At 74.4% G+C, this 19,184-nt stretch carries 18 protein-coding genes; 9 read left to right on the top strand and 9 right to left on the bottom strand.

The features are described 5' to 3' along the window. Positions 1 to 97 precede the first annotated feature (97 nt). Complete coding sequence (gene lpdA, locus ABTY62_RS08700; RefSeq protein ID WP_352128688.1) at positions 98 to 1,543, top strand: dihydrolipoyl dehydrogenase; 1,446 nt, start codon at positions 98 to 100, stop codon at positions 1,541 to 1,543. Here lpdA and ABTY62_RS08695 read toward each other — a convergent pair. Next, positions 1,509 to 1,760 carry a hypothetical protein gene (locus tag ABTY62_RS08695; protein WP_352128687.1) on the bottom strand — a complete coding sequence of 84 codons (252 nt, stop codon included), beginning with the start codon at positions 1,758 to 1,760 and terminating at the stop codon, positions 1,509 to 1,511. The two genes, lpdA and ABTY62_RS08695, sit on opposite strands and share 35 nt — an antisense overlap. A 126-nt stretch (positions 1,761 to 1,886) precedes the next feature. On the opposite strand from ABTY62_RS08695, the gene ABTY62_RS08690 reads away from it, so the two are divergent. After that, complete coding sequence (locus tag ABTY62_RS08690; protein WP_352128686.1) at positions 1,887 to 3,173, top strand: sensor histidine kinase; 1,287 nt, start codon at positions 1,887 to 1,889, stop codon at positions 3,171 to 3,173. After that, complete coding sequence (locus tag ABTY62_RS08685; protein ID WP_352128685.1) at positions 3,170 to 3,880, top strand: response regulator transcription factor; 711 nt, start codon at positions 3,170 to 3,172, stop codon at positions 3,878 to 3,880. Before ABTY62_RS08690 ends, ABTY62_RS08685 begins: the two co-directional genes overlap by 4 nt. Positions 3,881 to 3,934: 54 nt before the next feature. On the opposite strand, the gene ABTY62_RS08680 is transcribed toward ABTY62_RS08685, so the two are convergent. Then, positions 3,935 to 4,735 (bottom strand): aminotransferase class IV family protein, encoded by an 801-nt coding sequence (locus ABTY62_RS08680; protein WP_352128684.1) that lies wholly within the window; start codon positions 4,733 to 4,735, stop codon positions 3,935 to 3,937. Between the two features lie 135 nt (positions 4,736 to 4,870). On the opposite strand from ABTY62_RS08680, the gene ABTY62_RS08675 reads away from it, so the two are divergent. The 3 genes from ABTY62_RS08675 (at position 4,871) to treZ (ending at position 8,242) form a co-directional block, all read left to right on the top strand. Next, entirely contained in the window at positions 4,871 to 5,215 is a 345-nt protein-coding gene (locus ABTY62_RS08675) for a MerR family transcriptional regulator (RefSeq protein WP_352129017.1), read from the top strand. 206 nt (positions 5,216 to 5,421) lie between these two features. Further along, positions 5,422 to 6,330, top strand: a complete 909-nt coding sequence (locus ABTY62_RS08670; RefSeq protein ID WP_352128683.1) for a GNAT family N-acetyltransferase — start codon at positions 5,422 to 5,424, stop codon at positions 6,328 to 6,330. A 94-nt stretch (positions 6,331 to 6,424) separates the two neighbouring features. Beyond that, the gene (treZ, locus tag ABTY62_RS08665) at positions 6,425 to 8,242 is read left to right on the top strand and encodes a malto-oligosyltrehalose trehalohydrolase (RefSeq protein ID WP_352128682.1); all 1,818 of its coding nucleotides are present in this window, start codon (positions 6,425 to 6,427) and stop codon (positions 8,240 to 8,242) included. Here treZ and msrB read toward each other — a convergent pair. The 4 genes from msrB to ABTY62_RS08645 all read right to left on the bottom strand — a co-directional run bounded on the left by msrB (position 8,194) and on the right by ABTY62_RS08645 (position 11,506). Continuing rightward, positions 8,194 to 8,601: a peptide-methionine (R)-S-oxide reductase MsrB gene (gene msrB, locus ABTY62_RS08660; RefSeq protein WP_352128681.1), complete on the bottom strand. Its 408-nt coding sequence runs from the start codon at positions 8,599 to 8,601 to the stop codon at positions 8,194 to 8,196. The two genes, treZ and msrB, sit on opposite strands and share 49 nt — an antisense overlap. 8 nt (positions 8,602 to 8,609) lie before the next feature. Next, complete coding sequence (gene murC, locus ABTY62_RS08655; protein WP_352128680.1) at positions 8,610 to 10,040, bottom strand: UDP-N-acetylmuramate--L-alanine ligase; 1,431 nt, start codon at positions 10,038 to 10,040, stop codon at positions 8,610 to 8,612. A gap of 117 nt (positions 10,041 to 10,157) precedes the next feature. After that, complete coding sequence (locus tag ABTY62_RS08650; protein WP_502997437.1) at positions 10,158 to 10,634, bottom strand: indole-3-glycerol phosphate synthase; 477 nt, start codon at positions 10,632 to 10,634, stop codon at positions 10,158 to 10,160. A gap of 50 nt (positions 10,635 to 10,684) precedes the next feature. Continuing rightward, a complete protein-coding gene (locus ABTY62_RS08645; RefSeq protein ID WP_352128678.1) occupies positions 10,685 to 11,506 on the bottom strand; it encodes a pyrimidine reductase family protein in 822 nt (273 codons plus the stop codon). Between the two features lie 109 nt (positions 11,507 to 11,615). On the opposite strand from ABTY62_RS08645, the gene zapE reads away from it, so the two are divergent. Together zapE and ABTY62_RS08635 are read left to right on the top strand one after the other, a co-directional pair. Then, positions 11,616 to 12,716, top strand: a complete 1,101-nt coding sequence (gene zapE / locus ABTY62_RS08640) for a cell division protein ZapE (protein ID WP_352129016.1) — start codon at positions 11,616 to 11,618, stop codon at positions 12,714 to 12,716. A gap of 96 nt (positions 12,717 to 12,812) precedes the next feature. Next, positions 12,813 to 14,207 (top strand): PhoX family protein, encoded by a 1,395-nt coding sequence (locus ABTY62_RS08635; RefSeq protein ID WP_352128677.1) that lies wholly within the window; start codon positions 12,813 to 12,815, stop codon positions 14,205 to 14,207. 74 nt (positions 14,208 to 14,281) lie between these two features. On the opposite strand, the gene ABTY62_RS47475 is transcribed toward ABTY62_RS08635, so the two are convergent. Then, positions 14,282 to 15,925, bottom strand: coding sequence for an ATP-binding cassette domain-containing protein (locus ABTY62_RS47475; RefSeq protein ID WP_502997429.1), 1,644 nt, complete (start codon positions 15,923 to 15,925; stop codon positions 14,282 to 14,284). Between the two features lie 13 nt (positions 15,926 to 15,938). Between ABTY62_RS47475 and ABTY62_RS08625 the strand changes: the two genes are divergently transcribed. Beyond that, the gene (locus ABTY62_RS08625) at positions 15,939 to 16,787 is read left to right on the top strand and encodes a peptidyl-tRNA hydrolase (RefSeq protein WP_502997428.1); all 849 of its coding nucleotides are present in this window, start codon (positions 15,939 to 15,941) and stop codon (positions 16,785 to 16,787) included. Between the two features lie 19 nt (positions 16,788 to 16,806). Here the strand turns inward: ABTY62_RS08625 and ABTY62_RS08620 are convergent, their stop codons facing one another. Together ABTY62_RS08620 and ABTY62_RS08615 are read right to left on the bottom strand one after the other, a co-directional pair. Beyond that, the gene (locus ABTY62_RS08620) at positions 16,807 to 17,766 is read right to left on the bottom strand and encodes a class I SAM-dependent methyltransferase (protein WP_352128675.1); all 960 of its coding nucleotides are present in this window, start codon (positions 17,764 to 17,766) and stop codon (positions 16,807 to 16,809) included. Between the two features lie 111 nt (positions 17,767 to 17,877). Continuing rightward, positions 17,878 to 19,002: a baeRF3 domain-containing protein gene (locus ABTY62_RS08615; protein ID WP_352128674.1), complete on the bottom strand. Its 1,125-nt coding sequence runs from the start codon at positions 19,000 to 19,002 to the stop codon at positions 17,878 to 17,880. Positions 19,003 to 19,184: the final 182 nt, after the last annotated feature.

Here is a 19,184-nt window from a genome sequence, read left to right as displayed (position 1 = left end):
GGCCCCCGCCCTCCCCCTCCTGTCATGCAGAAAATTCATCGTATCCAGAGAAACTTTGCCTTGGACTCATGCCTCGCTATGGGCACAGGGTGGACCCATGCATGAGACGGACATCATCGTCATCGGCGGCGGGACCGGCGGCTACAGCACCGCGCTGCGCGCCGCCACCCTCGGTCTCGACGTCGTGCTGGCGGAACGCGACCTGGTGGGTGGGACCTGTCTGCACCGCGGCTGCATCCCCAGCAAGGCCATGCTGCACGCCGCGGAGCTGGTCGACGGCATCTCCGAGGCGCGTGAGCGGTGGGGGGTGAAGGCCACCCTGGACGCCGTGGACTGGTCCGCGCTGACCGCGACCCGCGACGACATCGTGGCCCGCAACCATCGCGGCGTCGAGGGCCATCTGTCCCACGCGGGCGTCCGCGTGGTGCGCGGCTCCGCCGCCCTGACCGGCGCCCGCACGGTACGCATCCAGCCCACCAGCACGGAGACGGACGCGGGCGCGGCCGGCGAGTGGACCGCGCGCCGCGGCATCGTGCTGGCGACCGGCTCCCGCCCGCGCGCCCTCCCCGGCCTGCCGCCGGACGGCCGCCAGGTCGTCACCAGCGACGACGCCCTCTTCGCCCCTGGACTCCCGGCCTCCGTCCTGGTGCTGGGCGGCGGCGCGATCGGCGTCGAATACGCCTCACTGCACCGCTCCATGGGCGCGCAGGTCACCCTCGTCGAGGCGGCGGACCGGCTGCTGCCCCTGGAGGACGCGGATGTCAGCCGCCATCTGACGCGCGGGCTGAAGAAGCGCGGCATCGAGGTGCTGACCGGCGCCCGGCTGGAGAACGCCGAGCCGTACGCGGACGGGGTGCGCGCCACCGTCCGCCCGGCCCGCGGCGAGCCGCGCACCCTCGACGCCGAGCGGCTGCTCGTCGCCGTAGGCCGCGCCCCGGTCACCGACGGCCTGGGCCTGGGCGCCGCCGGACTGACCACCGACGAGCGCGGGTTCGTCGCCCCCGCCGACTGGTCGCGGCTGGAGACCGCGGTGCCGGGCATCCATGTCGTCGGCGATCTGCTGCCGCCGCCCTCGCTCGGGCTGGCCCACGCCTCCTTCGCCGAAGGGCTGCTGGTGGCCGAGACCCTGGCGGGCCGCTCACCCCGACCCCAACCCGTCGACTACGACACCGTCCCCCGGGTGACCTACTCCAGCCCGCAGACCGCCGCGGTCGGCCTGTCGGAGGCCCAGGCGCGCGAGCGGGGCCACGACGTCGTCGTCAACACCATGCCGCTGACCGCGGTGGCCAAGGCCATGGTGCACGGCCAGGGCGGGATGGTGAAGGTCGTCGCCGAGCGGGCGGGCGAGGGCACCGGCCGGGTCCTCGGCGTCCATCTCGTCGGCCCCCATGTCTCGGAGATGGTCGCCGAGAGCCAGCTGATCGTGGGCTGGGACGCCGAACCCTCGGACGTGGCCCGCCACATCCATCCGCACCCCACCCTCTCGGAGGCGGTCGGCGAGGCCTTCCTCACTCTCGCGGGGCGCGGTCTGCACCAGATATGAGCGGACCGGACGGGCGCTCGCCCGACTCCTCGGCGACGGCCACCACGATGAAGCCGACCACGGCCAGCCCGATACTCGCGTACAGCTCATAGCCGTCCAGGAACGGCAGAAAACGGATCACCGCCATCACCCGGAACCAGCCGATGAGCTCGTGGACGATCCCGACGAGCCCCTGTAAGAGCAGAATGCCGCCCACCAACTCGCATGCGTTTCTCATGTGTTCGAGGCTAGGCGGCGGACCGGCGGACGCGGGTCGGCCAAAGGTCTAAGGCCCTGCGACTTTGGTCGATACCCGCGTCCGAGGCGGCGACGGGGCCCGTCCCTCCTCACTACATTCAGCGGTATGAGCAGCTCGGACGCCGCGCCGACGGCGAACGCCGGAAAGCGCCGCGCGCTGCGCGACTGGATCGTGGACGTGTGCTGCATCTCGCTCGCGGCCCTGTTCTCGCTGACGACCTCCGAGTCGACGGCCACGGACCCCGCGCTTTCCGACGAGGCGCTCTTCGCCGACGTGATGGCGGGCGTCCTGGCCTGTCTCGCACTGTGGCTGCGCCGCCGCCGGCCGGTCGGGCTGGCGCTGGTCCTGCTCGCCGTCGGCACGGTCGCGTTCTATGTCTCGGGGCCGCTGCTCGTGGCGCTGTTCACGGTCGCGGTGCACCGGCCGCTGCGTACGGTCGCATGGGTCGGCGGGGCGGCGCTGGCCCAGATCTTCGTCGCCCCGGCGGTACGCCCCGACCCCGACCTCGACTACACCGGAAACGTGCTTCTCGGGGCGCTGCTCGTCAGCGGCGCCATCGGCTGGGGCATGTACGTGCGCTCCCGGCGCCAGTTGCTCGAATCGCTGCGCGACCGGGCCGCGCGGGCCGAGGCGGAGGCGGCGCTGCGCGCCGAGCGTACGCAGCGCCTGACGCGCGAGCGGATCGCCCGGGAGATGCATGACGTGCTCGCGCACCGGCTGTCCCTGCTGAGCGTGCACGCGGGCGCGCTTGAGTACCGGGCCGACGCGTCCCCGCAGGAGGTGGCCGAGGCCGCCGGGGTGATACGCAGCAGCGCGCACCAGGCGCTCCAGGACCTGCGCGAGGTGATCGGCGTGCTGCGGGCCCCGGACGCCGCCGCTGACCCCGCCGCCGCGGACGGCGCGCCCGACCGGCCCCAGCCGACCCTCGCCGATCTGCCGCGGCTGGTGGAGGAGTCGCGCCGGGCGGGCATGCGGGTGACGCTGTCGGACGACGCGGGCGTCGCCGGGGCGGGCGCGGCGGCCGTGCCGGGCGCCACGGGCCGTACGGCGTACCGGATCGTGCAGGAGGGGCTGACCAACGCGCGCAAGCACGCGCCGGACGCGGAGGTGGCGGTGACGGCGTCGGGAGCGCCCGGCGAGGGGCTGACCGTGGAGGTGCGCAATCCCGTGCGCGCCCCGGTACGCGCCCGCACCCCCGCCCGTACGCCCGGTGCACCCGGTGCACCCGGTGCGCCGCCGGATCACGAGGACCGGCCGGGGACGATCCCCGGTTCGGGCCAGGGCCTGGCCGGGCTGGCCGAGCGCGCGGCGCTGACGGGCGGGCGGCTGGAGTGCGGCCCTTCGGACACCGGGGACTTCCGGCTCCACGCCTGGCTACCGTGGCCCGCATGAGCCCATCCCCTCCGGAATCCCCCACGCCCGCACCGGCGGCGGCCCCCGCCCCGATCCGCCTGCTGATCGTCGACGACGACCCGCTGGTCCGCGCCGGGCTGCGGCTGATGCTCGGCGGCGCGTCCTCCGGCATAGAGATCGTCGCCGAGGCGTCCGACGGCACCGAGGTGGACGCGCTCGTGGACCGCCACACCCCCGATGTCGTCCTCATGGACATCCGCATGCCGACGGTGGACGGGCTGGCCGCCACCGAGCAGCTGCGGCGGCGCGAACCCGCCCCCGAGGTGGTGATCCTGACGACCTTCAACGCGGACGAGCATGTGCTGCGGGCGCTGCGCGCCGGAGCGGCGGGCTTCGTGCTCAAGGACACCCCGCCCGCCCAGCTCGTCGCGGCCGTACGGCGGGTGGCCGCGGGCGAGCCGGTGCTGTCCCCCGCGGTGACCCAGCAGCTGATCGAGCATGTGGCGGGCTCCGGCCGGGAGGGGCGGCGGGAGCGGGCCCGGGGGCGGCTGGACCGGCTGAACGACCGGGAGCGCGAGGTCGCGGTCGCCGTGGGCCAGGGCAAGTCCAACGCCGAGATCTCCGCCGGCCTGTTCATGAGCGTCGCGACCGTCAAGACGCATGTGTCGCGGATCCTGACCAAGCTGGATCTCAACAACCGGGTGCAGATCGCGCTGCTGGCCCACGACGCGGGCCTGCTCGAATGACGTCCGCCGACGTCCGCTGACGTCCGCCAAAGCCTCTGACGTCCGTCCGGACCCTCACGGGGCGGTGAGCGGTTCGGCCCGGTAGGCCCGGTGCAGCAGGTCCAGGAAGGCCGGTGCCTCGGGCAGGGGCACCGCGCCGATCCGGCGCACCGCCACACCCGGCGTCCAGGAGTTCATGACCACGCCCCCGGCCAGCTCCGGCAGGTCGGCGAGCGTGACCTCCTGGACGCGCTGGGGGACGCCGAGGCCGTCCAGCTGCCGGCGGACGATGCTCATGGTGATCCCGCCCAGCACCTCGGCCTCGGGCCACACCACCGCGTCCCCGTCCCAGAAGGCGAGGTTCCAGATCGTCGCCTCGCTGAGCCGGCCCCGGCGGTCGACGAAGGCGGCGTCGTCGAAGCCCTGCGCGACGGCCCGGCGGAGGAGGTAGGTCTTGGCCACCTCGCCGACGTGCTTCACGGCCGGGAGGAATCGTTCGTGCTCCACCGCCGCCAGCGCCAGCGGGCCCTCCGGGCCGGAGGCGGGCGGTCCGGTGCGGACCAGCACATCGAGCCTGGCCTCGCCGCCCGCCGTGAACTCCCCCGCCGGGGAGTAGACCGTGGCCGTCAGCGAGAGGTCGGCGGGACCGGCCTCCAGCGCCGCCCGCAGATACGACCGCACCTGGTCGTGGGGCAGCGCGCGGCCGAACAGCTCCACCGAGGCGGTCCGCAGCCGCTCCAGATGGAGGTCGAGGCCCCGGACCCGGCCCCCGCGCACCTGCATGGCGGTGAAGTGGGCGTAGCCCGCGAACGCGAGCGGCGCCAGCTCCTCGGCGGTCGCCGCCCGGCCGTTACGGTGTGCGACAAAGGAAGTCATGAACGCTCCAACGGATGACGGAATCGGCTGAACGGGCGCGCGAGACGCGGAATAACCGCCCGCGAGATGACGTTAAGGGCTCACACCGATGGAAAGGTCAAGCTCGGAAGTGGGGCGGAACGCATGGCAGGGCGCATGCTGATCGGGGAGTTGTCCCGGCGCACCGGGGTCAGCACGCGGTTGCTGCGGTACTACGAGGAGCAGGGGCTGCTCGAGGCCGGGCGCGGCCCCAACGGCTACCGCGACTACGACGAGGGCTCGGTGGTCACGGTGCGGCAGATCCGCGCCCTGCTGAGCGCCGGGCTGTCCACCGAGGTGATCCGTACGCTGCTGCCGTGCGTCCGGGGCGAGCAGCCGGGGTTCGACTGGTGCCCGGCCGTGCGGGCCACCCTCCAACGGGAGTTGGCGGCCGTGGACGAGCGCATCGACGACCTCCAGCGCAACCGGGGCGCGCTCGCCGACTATCTGGCGCAGCCCTGAGCCGTCCCCGTCGGGCACGCCCCGGAAAACGCCTGGACATGAACCCGTCGGCCCGCATAGTGTGCGGGCACGCCCATGATCGAGGAAGGAGGCGAGAGCCATGGACATCATCACGTACCCGCGCTCCCGCCCCTTGTCCACCGGGCGTCCCTGAAGTCTGATCTCCGATCCGACCGGGAGCGCATCGTATTCCCGGAAGGAATCCCATGACCGAGCTGGTCATTCGCGCGCTCACCGAGGGCGACGCACATCTCTTCAACACCCTGGAAGACCCCGCGCTCGTCGGCCGCGGCCGCTTCGGCCACACCTACCGCACCCGTGCCGAGGGCGGCGAATACCGCCCCGACTGGACCTGGGTCGCGCTGCGCGACGGCCGCGTGGTCGCCCGCGCCGCCTGGTGGGGCGTGGCCGACGCCACGGAGCCCACCGCGCTGGACTGGTTCGACTTCGCCGAGGGCGAGGCCGACGCGGCGGCGGAGCTGCTGCGCACCGCCCCGCTGCGCGCCGAGTTCAGCCTGCTCGCGCCGCCCGGCTGGCGCGAGCGGCCCGAGGAGCGGGCGGCGGCACAGGCCCGGATCGACGCCGCCGTCGCCGGCGGGATGGAGCTGCTGGTGGAGCGCTACCGCTACGAGTGGACGCCCGAGTGCGGGCTGCCCGAGCGGCAGGGGCGGCTGGAGTTCCGTCCCGAGCCCGATGACGCGGTGATCGCCGACGTGCTGCGCCGCGTCATGCCGGGCACGCTCGACGCACACGACCTGCGGGCCATCGCGCAGGGGGGCGTCGGCGCCGCGGTGGGCGAGCTGATGGACTTCCTCAACTGGTGCCCGTCGCCGCGCGAGTGGTGGCGGCTGGCGTGGACGCCGGAGGGCGAGCTGGTCGGCATCCAGGTGCCCGCGCACAACCCGACCGGCCCGTGCGTCGGCTACATCGGGGTGGTCGAGGGACAGCGCGGCCACGGCTATGCGTACGACCTGCTGGTGGAGTGCACCCACGACCTGGTGGAGCGCGGCGCGACGAAGATCGCGGCGGCGACCGACCAGCCCAACCTCCCGATGGCCAGGCACTTCGCCAAGGCGGGCTATCCCATCACCCAGGAGCGCATCGACCTCGTCTGAGCTCATCCGACCTCATCGCGGCGTTCCTGCTGCGCGGCGCGCCCCGCGTCGCGCAGCATGGTTCCCCGGACGCCGATGAGGTGAGGAGAGGTCTGTGCTGTTCGAGGTGTGGGCGCCGCGCGCCGGGCGGGTCGGGCTCCGGCTGGAGGGACATACGCACCCCATGGAGCGCGACCCGGCCCGGGAGGGGTGGTGGCGGGCGGCGGCCGAGGCCGGCCCCGGCGCGCGCTACGGCTTCGCGCTGGACGGCGGCGCACCGCTGCCCGACCCGCGCTCCCGCCGCCAACCTGACGGCCCCGAGGGCCTGAGCGCGGTGGTCGACCCCGCGGGCTTCCCATGGCGGCGGGAGTGGCGGGGGCGGGCGCTGCCGGGCGCGGTCCTGTACGAGCTGCACATCGGCACCTTCACCCGTGAGGGCACCTTCGACGCGGCCGCCGAGCGCCTGCCGCACCTGGCGGAACTGGGCGTCACCCACATCGAGTTGATGCCGGTGTGCCCGTTCCCGGGCACGCACGGCTGGGGGTACGACGGGGTGGCGCCGTGGGCCGTGCACGAGCCGTACGGGGGGCCGGAGGGGCTCGCGCGCTTCGTCGACGCCGCGCACGGCCACGGCCTCGGTGTGGTGCTGGACGTGGTCCACAACCACCTGGGCCCCTCCGGCAACCATCTCCCCCGGTTCGGCCCGTACTTCACCGACACCCACCACACGCCGTGGGGCGCGGCCGTCAACCTGGACGCCCCCGGCTCGGACGAGGTCCGCGCGTACTTCCTCGGCAGCGCCCTCGCCTGGCTGCGCGACTACCGCCTGGACGGGCTGCGGCTGGACGCGGTGCACGCGCTGCGCGACACCCGGGCGCGCCACTTCCTCGCCGAGCTGTCCGCCGCCGTGGACGCGCTGGCCGTGGAGGTGGGCCGGCCGCTGTTCCTGATCGGCGAGTCCGATCTGAACGACCCGCGCACCACGGCGCCGCGCGAGGCGGGCGGCCATGGGCTGCACGCGCAGTGGAACGACGACTTCCATCACGCCCTGCACACCCTGCTGACCGGCGAACGACAGGGCTATTACGCCGACTTCGCCGAGCAGGGGCCGCACGCCCTGATGAAGACCCTGCTCGGCGGCTTCTTCCACGACGGCACCTACTCGTCCTTCCGCGGCCGGACCCACGGCGCCCCGCTGAACACCCTGGCCACCCCCTCGTACCGGCTGCTGGGCTACGCCCAGACCCATGACCAGATCGGCAACCGCGCGACGGGCGACCGGCTCTCCGCCCGGCTCTCCCCCGGGCTGCTGGCCTGCGCGGCCGCGGTCGTGCTGTGCTCCCCCTTCACGCCGATGCTCTTCATGGGCGAGGAGTGGGGGGCCGGCACGCCCTGGCAGTACTTCACGGACCACCAGGACCCGGAGCTGGCCGAGGCCGTACGGCGCGGCCGGCGCCGCGAGTTCGCCGCCCATGGCTGGGCGGAGGAGGACATCCCCGACCCGCAGGACCCGGCGACGCGGCTGCGCTCCTGCCTGGACTGGTCCGAGCCGGACCGCGAGCCGCACGCGGAGCTGCTCGGCTGGTACCGGCGGCTGATCGCGCTGCGCCGCGCCGAACCGGCCCTGGCCGACCCGTGGTGGTCCGCCACCGGGCTGTCCGTCGCCGCGGACGGCTGTCTCGGCTTCCGGCGCGGCCCCCTGTACGTCCTGGTCAACCCGCGCGACCGCCCGGCACAGGCCCGGCTCGGCGCCCCCGCCGCCGACGGCGCCGAGGTCGTCGCCGCCTGGCGCCCCACCGACCCGCCCGCCGCGGACGGCACCCTGCGGCTGCCGCCTGAGACGGCCGTGGTGCTGCGGTGCGGCGGCGGCCAGGCGGGGCCGGGTCAGCCCTCCCCGGGCTCCAGCCGCAGCGAGATCGAGTTGATGCAGTAACGCTGGTCGGTCGGGGTCGGGTAGCCCTCGCCCGCGAAGACATGGCCGAGGTGGGAGCCGCAGCGGGCGCAGCGGACCTCGGTGCGGACCATGCCGTGCGTGCGGTCCTCGATCAGCTCGACGGCGGCGGAGTCGGCCGGGTCGTAGAAGGACGGCCAGCCGCAGTGGCTCTCGAACTTGGTCTGCGAGGTGAACAGCTCGGCCCCGCAGGCCCGGCAGGAGTAGACGCCGGTCGTCTTGGTGTCGGTGTACTCACCGGTGAAGGCGCGCTCGGTGCCGGCCTCGCGGAGGACGTGGTACTCCTGCGGGTCCAGCTCCGCGCGCCACTGCTCTTCCGGCTTGTCGATCTCGTACGGCATGGAATCTCCTAGCTCTCGGCGCTCTCGACGCTCCGCAGGCGGGCGAGGATCTCCGGACCGAGGTCCGTGACGTCGCCGGCGCCCATGGTGAGAACAAGGTCACCGGGCTTGGCCATTCCTGCGATCAGCCCGGGGATCGCGGTCCGGTCGTGCTCGGCGGCGACGTCCGCGCCGTGCCGGGCCGCGGCGTCGATCACCAGGGCGCTGGTGATGCCGGGGACGGGGTCCTCACGGGCGGGGTAGATGTCCAGGACGACGCTGGCGTCGGCGAGGGCGAGGGCCTCGCCCATCTCGGCGCCCAGCTCGCGGGTGCGGCTGAAGAGGTGGGGCTGGAAGACCACCAGGACCCGGCCGTCGCCCGCGCCGCCGCGGATCGCCTCGAGGTCGGCGGAGATCTCGGTGGGGTGGTGTGCGTAGGAGTCGATGACCTGCACCCCGGCCGCGACGCCCTTGAGCTGGAGGCGGCGCTTGACGCCGGTGTACGAGCCGAGGGCGGGGGCCAGCTCGCGGGCGGGGACGCCGAGGGCGGCGCCCGCGGTCAGGGCGGCGACGGCGTTGAGGGCGTAGTGGCGGCCGGGGACGGAGACCGTGAAGGTCAGCTCGGCGCCGCCGAGGGCGTCCGCGAGCGCCACGGTGACCTCGCTGGTCAGCCCGTGCTGGGTGATCCCCAGCACGTGTACGTCCGCGTCCGGGTGCTCGCCGTAGGTGAGGACGCGCAGCCCCTCGCGGCCGGTGACGCGGCCGGTCAGCTCGCGGGCGCCGGGGTGGTCGGCGGAGATCACCAGGGTGCCGCCGGGCCGGATCCGCTCCACGAAGGTCTGGAACGACTCGTGGATCTCCTCCATCGAGGCGTAGTTGGCGTGGTGGTCGAGCTCCACGTTGAGGATGATCGCGACCTCGGGCGCGTACTTGTGGAAGCTGCGGTCGCTTTCATCCGCCTCGGCGACGAAGATCTCGCCGCCGCCGTGGTGGGCGTTGGAGCCGGGGGCGTCCAGGTCGCCGCCGATCGCGTACGACGGGTCGAGGCCGAGGGCGGTGAGGGAGACGGCCAGCATGGAGGTGGTGGTCGTCTTGCCGTGGGTGCCCGCGACCGCGATCGGGCGGGCGCCGTCCATCAGGCCGGCCAGCGCGTCGGAGCGGTGTATGACCGGGACGCCGCGCTCGGCGGCGGCGACCAGCTCGGCGTTGTCGGCGCGGATGGCGCTGGAGACGACCACGCTGGTGGCGTCGGCCGCCAGGTGCCCGGCGGCGTGGCCGATGTGCACCGTCACCCCGAGCTCGCGCAGCGCCTCGACGGTCGGGGAGTCCTTGGAGTCGCTGCCCGCGACCCGTGAGCCGCGCATGGCGAGGATCTTCGCGATGCCCGACATCCCGGCGCCGCCGATGCCGATGAAGTGCGGTCGGTCCATCGCGTCGGAGGCAAAGCCGGCCGGTGCCATGTGCGGGTCTCCCCTGGGTCGCGGTTCGTCGCTGTCGGCCCCGATTCTCGCACCCCGCGGAGACGGGTCCGGCGAAGGCCCGTCCGGCGCACCGGCGGCAGCGGCGGGCGGGCGCGCTCAGCCGCGCTTCGTCGGCTGTTCCTCGTCGGCCGCGTGGGAGAAGAGCTTGAGCACGGGGACGCCCACCTTGTGCCGCGCCCGGGACGCCCAGTCGCGGTGGAAGAACTCCTCCACGAAGTGCGGCGCGGTCAGCACGATCACCTCGTCGGCGTGGGCCTCCTCGACGACGCCGCGCAGCGCGTCCAGCGGGTGGCGCTGGACGACCTGCCCGCGGGCCTCGGCGCCCGCCGCGCGCAGGGCGGCGACGGAGTGGGCCAGGGCTCGCTCGGCGGGCTCCAGCGCCTCCGTCCCCTCGGGCTCCTCACGCTCCTGGACAGCCTGCTCCAGTTCGCCGAGCGCGATGTCGTCAATGGCGCGCAGCAGCCGGTCCTTGCTGCCCCGCGGCTGCATGAGCACCACGAAGGAGACCGGGTCGTCGCTGTGCAGGCCGGTGACGAATTCCACGTCGACGGGGCTCAGGGGCATCTCGATCATCAATACGCTCGTGAACACGGGCGGCGCCCTTCTTCTGCGATATATCTACGCTAAGGCTGATTATCGCCGTATTGACGCTTCCGACGGTAGCTGGTGAAGAGAAACCCGGCGTCCTCCAGGACAGAAGAGAGAGCGAACCGTTCCGGTTCCATCAGCGTGGGGCCGTTGACGATCCGCTCCGCGTCGCCCGCCGCCACCATCGGCGCCAGCGACAGACACAGCTCGTCCAGCACCCCGGCCGCCGCGAACTGCCCGAGCAGCCTCGGCCCGCCCTCCGACAGCAGCCTGGTGAGGCCCCGCTCGGCCAGCGCGGCCACCACCCGCGCCGGTTCCACCCGATTCCCCTCCCCCGCCAGGACCACCTCGGCCCCCGCCGCGCGGGCCGCCGCCACCCGCTCCGCGGGCGCCTGCGCGCCGGTGACCACGAGCGTGGGCACCAGCGGCTCGGTGAACAGCGGCAGCGAGAAGTCCAGGTCCAGGCTCGCGCTGACCACGGCGATCGCGGGCACCGGCGGGCGGCCCAGCGCCGCCCGCCGCGCGGCGAACGCCTCGCGGGCGCGGGCCGGGCGGTAGCCCTCGCGGCGTACGGTCTCGGCGCCGACCACGACCGCGTCGGCCAGCCCGCGCAGCACCCCGAAGATCCGCATGTCGGCGGCGGAGGACAGCGGCTGCGACCGCCCGTCGTGGTGGGCGGCCCCGTCCAGCGAGGACACCATGTTGGCCCGCAGCCAGGCCCCCGCGGGCCGCCCCGGCCCGGCCGGGGGCTCCGGGTAGGCGTAGAGGTCCGCCAGCTCGTCCAGAGCCCACTCGCGGTCCTCCCACGGGGACGGTCCGGTCGGCGGGTCGGCGGGCAGTGGGAACAGGCGTCGCATAGGCCGCAGTGTGACATGCCTCCCTATCGGACGGTGACCTCCCCCGAAGGGACTACGCTGGGAGTTTGTGTCATCGCGAACCACCACGTCCGACAGGCCCGCGGGTCCGATAGCCGAGGAACCCCCCGGCAATTCCGACATCCCCGCCGCCCCCGTCGCCCTCGCCTCCCGCACCCCGCACGTGCCCGCCGAGCGTCTGGTGGCGGAGATGGTCCCGCCGCCCCGCTTCTCGACGGTGAGCTTCGACAACTACATCCCGGACCCGGGACAGCCCAGCCAGGCCACGGCCGTCAAGGAGCTGGCGGCCTTCGCCACCTCCATCGACGGCGGCCCGGGGGCGGCGGAGCCCCGCCGCAGGAGCTGGTTCCGCCGGGAGTCCAGGCCCACCGCGCCCCGCGGCCCGCGCGGGATGTATCTGGACGGCGGCTACGGCGTCGGCAAGACCCATCTGCTGGCCTCCCTCTGGCACGCCACCCCGGCCGCGCCCGAGAAGAAGGCGTTCGGAACCTTCGTCGAGCTGACCAACCTGGTCGGCGCCCTCGGCTTCCAGCAGACCGTGCAGACCCTCAGCGGCCACCGGCTGCTGTGCATCGACGAGTTCGAGCTGGACGACCCGGGCGACACCGTGCTGGTCTCCTCGCTCCTCGGCAGGCTGGTCGACGCGGGGGTCGCGCTGGCCGCCACCTCCAACACGCTGCCCGGCAAGCTCGGCGAGGGCCGGTTCGCCGCGGCCGACTTCCTGCGCGAGATCCAGGGGCTGTCCGCCCACTTCCGGGCGCTGCGCATCGACGGCGAGGACTACCGCCACCGCGGTCTGCCGAAGGCCCCCGCCCCGTATTCGGACGAGGCCGTCACCCGCGTCGCGCACCGCACGCCCGACGCCTCGCTCGACGACTTCCCCGCCCTCCTCGCGCACCTCTCCCGGGTGCACCCGAGCCGCTACGGCGCGATGTGCGACGGGATCCACGCGGTCTGTCTGACCGGAGTCGGGCCGGTGCCCGACCAGTCGACCGCGCTGCGGCTCGTGGTGCTCGCGGACCGGCTGTACGACCGCGAGGTGCCGGTGCTGGCGTCCGGCGTGCCGTTCGACCGGCTCTTCAGCGAGGAGATGCTCCAGGGCGGCTACCGGAAGAAGTACTTCCGGGCGATATCCCGGCTCACGGCGCTCGCCCGCGACGCGGGACGGCTGACGGAGCAGCCGGGCGACTGACGGAGTGGCGGCGCGCGATCGGATGGTTCCCGTAAGCGAATTCGCGTGATACACACGTGCGGTCACATTTCCTGTCCGCCAACAGGGAGTTACCGCATGTCAGTAACACGACGTCAGGCCCTGGCCCGCAGCGGCGCGGCCGGTGCCTCCATCGCCTTCGCCGGTGCCATCTCCGAGCTCTTCGCCGGCACCGCCGCGGCCGCCGAGCCGGGCCCGGAGGCCGCGGCCGGCTCGGGCGGGTACGGCCCGCTCGTCCCCGACCCCGACGGCCTTCTCGACCTCCCCAAGGGCTTCCGCTACCGGGTGCTGTCCCGCGAGGGCGACGAGCTGCGCTCCGGCGAGGGCAAGGTCCCCAGCAACCACGACGGCATGGCGGCCTTCCCGGGCCGGTCCGGCGCCAGAGCCCGCACCCACCTGGTCCGCAACCACGAGAACCGCCCCACCGCCGCGATCCGCGTCCCCGCGGTCAAGGGCCTCACCTACGACCCCATGGGCATGGGCGGCTGCACCGCCCTCGAACTCGACGCCGGCAACCGCGTCCTGGCCGAACACGTCGCCATCGCGGGCACCGCGGTCAACTGCGCGGGCGGCCCGACCCCCTGGAACACCTGGCTGACCTGCGAGGAGACCGAGGAAAAGGCCGGCACCAACGGCTACACCAAGGACCACGGCTTCATCTTCGAGGTCGACCCGTACGACCCGCGCCGCACCGGCGCCGTGCCGCTCACCGCGATGGGGCGCTTCCAGCACGAGGCCATCGCGATCGACCCGCGCAACGGCGTCGTCTACGAGACCGAGGACGCCTTCGACAAACCCTTCGGCCTCTTCTACCGCTTCCTGCCGCGCAAGCCGCTCGGCGGCACGGGCTCGCTGCGCGCGGGCGGCGACCTGTACGCGATGCGCGTGCCCGGCGTGAAGGACCTGTCGGCCGTCCAGGAGACCGGCACGACCTTCCACGACATCGAGTGGGTGCCGGTCCCCGACCCGCTGGCCGCGCAGACCCCGATCCGGTTCCAGGACTTCGGCTCCAAGGGCATCACGCACGCGCAGAAGCTGGAGGGCTGCTACTGGGGCGGCACATCCGTCTATTTCGTCTCCAGCTTCGCCAAGAGCGCGAACGGCTCGGCCGCCGACCACTACGGGCAGATCTGGCGCTACGACCCGGACCAGCGCCGGCTCACCCTCGTGATCGTCTTCGGCCCGAGCACGGACGTCCAGCTGCCCGGCGAGTCCCCGGACAACATCACGCTCGCGCCCAGCGGCGGCCTGATGGTCTGCGAGGACGGCAACGGGGCGCAGCATGTCTTCGGGCTGACCAGGCGCGGGGAGGTCTACCCGATGGCCCGGGGGCGCCAGAACCTGGGCACCCCGGAGGAGCCCGAGTGGGGTGAGTTCGCGGGGGTGACCTTCTCGGCCGACCGCCGCACGATGTACGTCAACTGCTACACCCCGGGCACGACCTTCGCGGTGACCGGGCCCTGGCGCCACTGAGCGCCCCCGCTCCGCGGCCCGCTCCGACCGCCTCGGCCGGAGCGGGCCGTCCGCGCCGCCGCCCCCGTACGGCCTCAGGACCGTCGTGAGCTGAGCGCGCAGGCCAGCGCGGTCGCCCCCGCGGCGGCCGCCGCGGTCGCGGCGAGCGGCAGCAGGGGCAGCGTCACGGTGCCCGTGTGCGAGCCGCCGACCAGGCCGGACACGGCGGCGTTCGCGGGCGACACCTGGACCACCAGCACCAGGAGCGAGGCGACCGCGGTGGCCTGGATGCCCCAGCCGTTGCTGAGCAGCAGCGGACGGCTGAACAGCACGCCGACCACCGCGCCCAGCAGGGCGCAGGTGAGCGCCGCGAGCAGCCCGGCGGAGGTGGCGTCGAGGCGTGAGACGTCGATCCGCTGATCGGAGGTCTTCGGATCGCTGATCAGGGCGACGAACAGCGCTCCCGCGACGCCGAGCACGGCCGCCGCGGACAGCCCGGTGAGCACGGCGCCGAGGTGGACCCGGGCCGGGCTCGTCGCCGCGGCGGAGCAGTTGCGCGCCGCGGGCGGCTCGTTGCTGACGCACACGCGCACCAGCCAGGCCGCGATGGGGAGCAGTGCGCCCGCGGCGTACCCGAAGGAGTCGAGGATCGGCTGGCCCGCCGCCACGCCGATGCCCATGAACGCCGCGTACAGGACGATCGGCGGCACCCAGCGCTGCGAGCGGGCCAGCAGCGCGGCCTGATAGCGCAGCAGCGCGGGCAGCGGCCGCCCCGCCGCCGCCCCGGCTCCGGCCGGCCGCGGCCGGGGCTCGCGCCCGACCCCGGGCCGCGGCACCGCGTCGCCCGGGGCGGCCCGGTCCCGGTCCTGGGCGGGCGCGGTCGTCACCGTGCGGATGTGCCACGGCGGCCGGGCGGTGAGGAGGGCGCGCAGCAGCGCGTCGGAGTGGCCGGCGGCGACCGTCAGCCGGACGGCGGGCGCGGCCCCGCCCGGGCCCGGCTCGCCGACCGGCGCCCCCGGCAGGCCGTCCGGCAGCGAGGCCCCCGGCGGACCCTCCGCCTCGACGCATACGCGCGCGTCGGCGGCCCGGCCGGTCGGCGCGTCGCTCGGGAGGGGTGCGGCGGGCGTGCCCGGCGCCCGGACGAGCCGGGTGTCCACGACGTGGAGGACCTCGTCGGCGGCGTCGGCCAGGCGGCGTGGGTCGTGGTCGACGAAGACGACCGCGGCGCCGTCGGCGACGCGGTCGGTGACCGCCTGGTCCAGGACGGCGCGGGCGGCCTGGTCGAGTCCGGTCCAGGCCTCGTCGAGGACGAGGAGGTCCGGGGCGGCCAGGAGGGCCTGGACCACGGCGACCTTATGGCTGGTGCCCTTGGAGAGCTCGGCGAGCGGGGTGCGCGCGTGGCCGCCCGCGTCGAAGCGCTCCAGCCACTCCCCGGCCCCGCACGCCGCCGCGGCGCCGCTGAGGCCGTGGAGGCGGCCGAGGTGGGTGAGGTAGCCGAGGGCGGTGAAGGGCAGCTCCGCGGGGAAGCGCTCGGGGACGTACGCGGTGCGCGGGCGGCCGGTGATCCGGCCGGTGGTGGGGGCGTCGATACCGGCGAGCAGCCGCAGGAGGGTGGACTTGCCGCTGCCGTTGCTCCCCGCCACCCGGATCAGCGAGCCCGGTCGCACCTCGAGGTCGACGCCGTGCAGCACCCATGGCCCGCGCAGGCCGTAACGGCGACCAACTCCATCCAGTCTCATACCGGTTGAGCCTATGCGGCCGCGGCCGTTCCGGGGGCACGGTGGCCCGGGTGGCACACTGGGGCGCGTGACCAGCGCCGACACCAGCCCCGACACCAGCCCCGGCCTCTCTTCCGACACCGGCTCCGCCCGCACCAGCCCGTTCCGGCACTCGGAGACCGACCGGGACGCCGCGCCGCAGTTCGTGCTGCCCCTGGTGGTGCACATCGAGAAGGCCGCGCCCCCGTCCCGTACGGACGCCCTGGAGACGGCGGCGCGCGCCGTGCTCGTGCTGCTGTCGGACGAGCGGGCGACGGCGCCGGACGGCGAGTGGACGGAGGCCGTGCGGAGCTGGCAGGACGCCCGGATCCGCAAGGTCGTACGGCGGGCGCGGGGCGCGGAGTGGCGGCGGGCCGAGGCGCTGCCGGGCATCACGCTCGGCGGCCCGGCGGCCGACGGCGGCGCGGCGGCGGCCGAGGTGCGGGTGTTCCCCCCGGTGCCACTCGACGGCTGGCCGAAGGACCTGGCCAAGCTCCAGGTCTCGGGCACCGACCTGGACGACCCCGAGCCGCCGCCCGCGCCGGATCCCGCCGCGCCGGTGCTGTGGCTCAACCCGGAGATCGACATGTCGGCGGGCAAGGCCATGGCGCAGGCCGGGCACGGCGCGCAGCTCGCCTGGTGGGAGCTGGACGACGCGACCCGAGCGGCCTGGCAGGCGGCCGGCTTCCCGCTGTCGGTGCGCACCCCGTCGGCGGACCACTGGGCCCGGCTGGTCGCGAGCGGTCTGCCCGTGGTGCGCGACGCGGGGTACACCGAGATCGCGCCCGGCTCGTGCACGGTCGTCGCCGACCACCCGGCCCTGCGCGGGCCCGGCCGCGCCTGACGGCCCCGACCGCCCGCGGCTACCGGCCGCCGCCGCTCCGTCGGCGGATCGCCCGGGTGACGACCGGCGGAAGCACATCGGCCGCCAGCCTGCGGACCGGGCCGCGGCGCCGCCGCGCGGACGGCGCGGAACGGTCCGGCGTCGGGCGCCGCGCGCCGGGCTGCGCCTCGGTGCGCCCGGCCCCGTCGCGCCCGCCCTCATCGGCCTCGCGGGGCTCGTCGGCGTACCGGGAGCGGGGCGCGGCCGGGTTGGGCGGGCGGCCCGAGAAGCGCAGCACCCGGTGTCCGGCGATCTCCTGCACGCTGAGGTGCGTCCCGGCCCGCCACTCCTCGTCGGCGAGCAGCTCCTCCTGGAGCGGCTCGGGGTCGCCCCAGGTGCCGTACAGCTTCTGCGTGCTCAGACACACCGGCCGCAGCCCGCGCAGGAACACCGCCTCCCAGGTGGCGGCCGCCACGCCCGGGGTGTGCTCGGAGCGGAAGTCGTCCAGGGCCACCACCCCGGTCGGCACCATCGCCGTGCGGGCGGCGTCGATGTCGCCCGCCACGTGCTCGTACAGATGCGAGGCGTCGACGTGGACGAAGCGGCAGCTGTCGGGGGCGACATGGCGCGGGACGAGCGAGGTGGGGCCCTGGACGACGTCCGGCAGGGAGTCGTGGAAGGCCAGGTAGTTCTGTTCGAAGGCGACCCGGGTCAGGGTGGCGTACGACTTCCTGGCCTCGGCCGCGTTCCGCTCGTCGGGGGCGGGCGCGTCGAAGAGGTCGCAGACCGTGAAGCGCTCGCCGGCCCGTAGATAGCCCGCGGTGAAGATGGCGCTCTTGCCCAGGTAGGCGCCCATCTCCAGCAGGTCGCCGCGGTGTCCCAGCCGTCGCTGCCGGGACAGGAAGCGGTCGAAGAGCACTTGGTCCAGGCTGGGGAACCATCCCTTGACCTCGTGGAGGGTGCGGGGTCGCCGCGCGGCGCGCGGGGCTGTTGCCGTCATGGTGCTGTCCTCGGTCGGTCGCTTGCGGTGGGGGGTGACCGGCCGCCACGCTGGCAGCGGCAGGCAACGCCGCGTCGTCCCCACTGTGAGCGTCGTGTGACCGAAGACCCGTCAGAAACGCAGGACCGCCGCGATGCGCTCGTGCGCGGCCAGGGAGTCGTCCGGGACGAAGGCGATCTCCGCGCCGGTGTCCAGCGCGGTCTCGATGATCTCGTCGACGATGTCCTCCAGCACCGCCGCGCCCAGGTCGGCGGGCGAGCCCTCCTCGGGGTCGACCGGGGTCAGATGCTCGCCGGTGACCCTCACGGTCCGCTGGTAGTTCTCCTCGACGGCGAGCAGCTCGATCCGGCCTTCCTTGCTCACCTGCCAGACCTCCTCGAGACCGGCGGCGAAGGCGCGGCGCCCCTGCGCCATCCCGATGCGTTCGAGGACGCGCCCGGTGTGCCGCGCCGCCTGCTCCCGCAGGGCGGGAGCGAGCGCGTCGGCGAGCGCGCGGGCGGGGCCGTTCTGGAGCCCGCCCTTGACGACCTTGCTGTCCGCCGCCTTGGCCGCCGAGCCGACCTCCTCCAGGAGGCTCAGCGCGGGGGCGAGCCCGACCAGGTAGAGCGGGAGCGGGTCGGTGGTCAGCAGGGCGTCCAGGGCGGTGTCGACCTGCCGCAGATAGGTCCGGGTGCCCTCGTCGTCGTACGGGCCGGGGACGTCGCCGACCCGCTCCTTGCGCTCGACGTCCTCGTTGTCCATCGGCTCGGGCTCCAGCGGGAAGCCCGCGGCGCGCTCCTCCACCAGGTTGCCGTTGCTGCCGCGCCACAGCGTCGTACGGTCCACGGCGACCGCCAGCACCCAGTAGGGGCGGGTCCGCTCCCGCGCCGCGACCAGGTTGCGGGTCAGGAAGGTGTCACTGAACACGACGCGCTCGGGGGCGCCCCTCGGCAGGGACCACACCTCGTTCTCGTCCTTCGCCGCGCAGATCACGAGCGAGTCCAGGGCGTAGCGCAGATCCACATCGGCCAGGGCCCGGTCGAGTTGCCCGCTGATGTCGTAGCGGGCCTCGCGCGGGACGTCGGGGTCCGCCTCCAGCCGGCGCTTGGCCTCGGCGACCAGGTTGCGCAGCCGCACGGTGTCCGCCGGGCGGTAGGGCTCGCGGCGGTGGGTCGGCAGGGTGATGGTGACCGCGGGGTAGGGACGCCTGGCGCGGAGGGCGGTCAGCGTGCGGGATGTCAGTCCGGTGGTACGCATCCGTTGCCTCTCACCTCTTGACGTGTTTATCCAGCATCGCCCAGGACCGGCGGCGGCGCATCGCGGGGCGGCGGCCGATTGATGCGGGGCCTGTGTGAAGAGACGGTAATTCTTCAGTGATACTGGTGAGCCGTACTGTCTCCGGGGGCGCGACCCGTGAGGGGGGCTTGAAGACCTTGAAG

The sequence above is a fragment of the Streptomyces sp. NPDC097640 genome, assembly GCF_040302705.1.
Classification (GTDB): domain Bacteria; phylum Actinomycetota; class Actinomycetes; order Streptomycetales; family Streptomycetaceae; genus Streptomyces.
This window is presented reverse-complemented; position numbering and strand designations above follow the sequence as displayed.

Coding starts and splice junctions, on each gene's coding strand:
- ABTY62_RS08645 (WP_352128678.1), bottom strand. CDS start 11,506: ATGCGACGCCTGTTCCCACTGCCCGCCGACCCGCCGACCGGACCGTCC.
- ABTY62_RS47475 (WP_502997429.1), bottom strand. CDS start 15,925: ATGAGACTGGATGGAGTTGGTCGCCGTTACGGCCTGCGCGGGCCATGG.
- lpdA (WP_352128688.1), top strand. CDS start 98: ATGCATGAGACGGACATCATCGTCATCGGCGGCGGGACCGGCGGCTAC.
- ABTY62_RS08675 (WP_352129017.1), top strand. CDS start 4,871: ATGCTGATCGGGGAGTTGTCCCGGCGCACCGGGGTCAGCACGCGGTTG.
- ABTY62_RS08620 (WP_352128675.1), bottom strand. CDS start 17,766: ATGACGGCAACAGCCCCGCGCGCCGCGCGGCGACCCCGCACCCTCCAC.
- ABTY62_RS08615 (WP_352128674.1), bottom strand. CDS start 19,002: ATGCGTACCACCGGACTGACATCCCGCACGCTGACCGCCCTCCGCGCC.
- murC (WP_352128680.1), bottom strand. CDS start 10,040: ATGGCACCGGCCGGCTTTGCCTCCGACGCGATGGACCGACCGCACTTC.
- ABTY62_RS08695 (WP_352128687.1), bottom strand. CDS start 1,760: ATGAGAAACGCATGCGAGTTGGTGGGCGGCATTCTGCTCTTACAGGGG.
- ABTY62_RS08680 (WP_352128684.1), bottom strand. CDS start 4,735: ATGACTTCCTTTGTCGCACACCGTAACGGCCGGGCGGCGACCGCCGAG.
- ABTY62_RS08690 (WP_352128686.1), top strand. CDS start 1,887: ATGAGCAGCTCGGACGCCGCGCCGACGGCGAACGCCGGAAAGCGCCGC.
- msrB (WP_352128681.1), bottom strand. CDS start 8,601: ATGCCGTACGAGATCGACAAGCCGGAAGAGCAGTGGCGCGCGGAGCTG.
- ABTY62_RS08685 (WP_352128685.1), top strand. CDS start 3,170: ATGAGCCCATCCCCTCCGGAATCCCCCACGCCCGCACCGGCGGCGGCC.
- ABTY62_RS08670 (WP_352128683.1), top strand. CDS start 5,422: ATGACCGAGCTGGTCATTCGCGCGCTCACCGAGGGCGACGCACATCTC.
- ABTY62_RS08625 (WP_502997428.1), top strand. CDS start 15,939: ATGCGGCCGCGGCCGTTCCGGGGGCACGGTGGCCCGGGTGGCACACTG.
- ABTY62_RS08635 (WP_352128677.1), top strand. CDS start 12,813: ATGTCAGTAACACGACGTCAGGCCCTGGCCCGCAGCGGCGCGGCCGGT.
- ABTY62_RS08650 (WP_502997437.1), bottom strand. CDS start 10,634: ATGATCGAGATGCCCCTGAGCCCCGTCGACGTGGAATTCGTCACCGGC.